Source organism: Haemophilus parahaemolyticus (genome assembly GCF_018373095.1).
Lineage (GTDB): Bacteria > Pseudomonadota > Gammaproteobacteria > Enterobacterales > Pasteurellaceae > Haemophilus_A > Haemophilus_A parahaemolyticus_A.
The window spans coordinates 1-2,337 of record NZ_JAHAHT010000154.1; the positions used below are offsets into that span (position 1 = coordinate 1).

General features: G+C 40.7%; 2 protein-coding genes. Both read right to left on the bottom strand.

Annotation, left to right across the window (positions count from 1 at the left end):
* The coding region (locus KH943_RS09900; RefSeq protein ID WP_304110416.1) for a DEAD/DEAH box helicase at nt 1–995 on the bottom strand (995 nt) is incomplete at its 3' end.
* A 180-nt stretch (nt 996–1,175) separates the two neighbouring features.
* Nucleotides 1,176–2,108 (bottom strand): lipoprotein NlpI, encoded by a 933-nt coding sequence (gene nlpI / locus KH943_RS09905; RefSeq protein WP_304110417.1) that lies wholly within the window; start codon nt 2,106–2,108, stop codon nt 1,176–1,178.
* Nucleotides 2,109–2,337: the final 229 nt, after the last annotated feature.

Genomic DNA, 2,337 nt, shown 5'->3' on the forward strand with positions numbered 1-2,337 from the left:
GCAGCATGAAGCCACTTTACAACCTGCTGCGCTGGCTGGATGCCTACAGGATAGGCCGTCCCAATCGCCCTTTGAAGAATGAAACGCAAATTACGGAGTAAAATATCTAAACGACCAGATTTAAGTTTATCTAACGTTTGCTCACGGGCTTGTTGGGTCATATCGCCATTGAGTGCAGCGGTACGGTAGCCATTACGCTCACAAAGTTCCGTAATATCAATAGTGCCTGTTTTGGTGCGAGTAAAAATAATCGTTGCATCAAACTCTTCCACTTCTAAGAAACGTAGTAAAGCATCATTTTTGCGGAAACCGTTTACCATCCAATAGCTTTGGGTAATATCAGGTGCAGAACGTTGCGTTGCTTTGATTTTAACCTCTTGCGGCTCGTTCATAAAACGTTTAGTAATACGGCGAATCGGCTCAGGCATTGTTGCTGAGAAAAGTGCGGTTTGATGCTGTTCTGGCAATTCCGCCATCACGGTTTCTACATCATCAATAAAGCCCATACGCAACATTTCGTCCGCTTCATCTAATACAATGAATTTAAGTTGCGATAAGTCTAATGTGCCACGGTTGATATGGTCTAAAATACGACCTGGCGTACCCACGACCACTTGCGAGCCTTGTTTTAACGCACGTAATTGAATGTCGTAACGCTGTCCGCCATAAACGGTTACCACACGCACGCCACGCATATTTTTCGTAAATTGTTCACAAGCATCTGCTACTTGGATGGCAAGTTCACGGGTTGGTGCCATTACTAACATTTGTGGATGACGAGCTTCAGTATCGATTTGAGCAAGAAGTGGGAGAGAGAATGCTGCTGTTTTGCCGCTACCTGTTTGTGCCATACCAAGTACATCGCAACCATTTAATAAATGTGGAATACACTCTTGTTGGATTGGCGATGGGGTCACAAAGCCCATATCGTTTACAGCATCAAGAATAGATTGTGGTAAGCCTAAATCGGCGAAAGTCATAGTTGTTTCAGTCATAAAATTCCAAATAAAAGGAAGTTTCTTTGCCGTAAAAATGCGAAGAAACGAGTCAAAATATATTGTTGAGCGTTTAGGTAAGAAAAATAAATAGAAAGCAATCAGTGCTTTTTATAACTTGTCAAATGAGTATAGCGGTAAGATCTGCAAGATTCCTTGCAAAATCGACCGCTTGAGTCCCTAATTATCCCCAACAACGGTGGGTGTTTGAACATTATTAATGCTTTCGTTATTACGAAGCTGTGAGAGTTCAAACAAGGCAAAACGATACTCAACAAAGTTAAACACTTGGTTTGCTAAAGCAAGGCGGAAGAGGCTGATCGCCTCATCTTTTTGATTCAATTTGAGTTTTTGTTTTGCTAAATAAAAGTAAGTTTCGGTAAGCATTTCCGCATAAGCCGCTGTATTTGGCTGGGCTTGTGCTTCCATTTTCTTACGCAGTTGTTTCAATGAGATATTACCTAAAAAATAATCCACCACATTTTTGCCCCAAAATTCATCAGAGATTTTTTTAGCGCGGGCAATTAAATTATTTTTTGACTCTTGAGGGGTTAACTCCAACTCATTGAAATACAGCCATAAAACACGGTATGGGTCAGCGGGATTTTCATTATAAAAATGTAATAAATCACGCTGGGCTTCTGAATATCGACCGCTGTAATAAAATGCTAAACCTCGGTTGAGGTAGGTATAAGCATAATCAGGATCTAAATCTAACACCGCATTAAAGGCATCAACCGAGCTATCGTAATCATCTTCTAACAACAGATATAAACCCATATAGTTATAGGCGGCTGTCATTTTCTGATTAAGCGAAATGGCTTGGTTGAAATCATAACGTGCAAGCGACCACAATCCTAAGCTATCGTAAATTACACCACGCTCAAAATAGAGATCTGCACGGTCATCATCCGTTAATTTTGCTTCTTGCAACACTTGGGTTAAACGTACAATCATCACTTCTTGATCAAAACGAAGTTGCGGATTTAACTCAGCTAACGCCAATTTATCTGTTGAAATCATTTCTGATGAACGGGTAGCGCAACCTGCCAGAAATAAAATAATAAATAAACCGAGTGAAAAAAAACGAAAAATTTTAGTCTGTTGTAACATAAGTAATAAACAGCCTTAAAGTCACTACCCTAGAAAATCAGCCCTAGAAAATAGCTAAAAATGATCAACCCCTTGTTGCCAAGAGGTTGATCGATAAGCTGGTTATTCAGCTTGTTCTTCAACTTGTGCCGAGGATGATGGCCGCCGGTGTGTTGATGATCGCAATGTTCGGCAGATGACCTTCTTCAACGACCTGATCCTCTACTGTCTGAGGAATCATCGTTATACG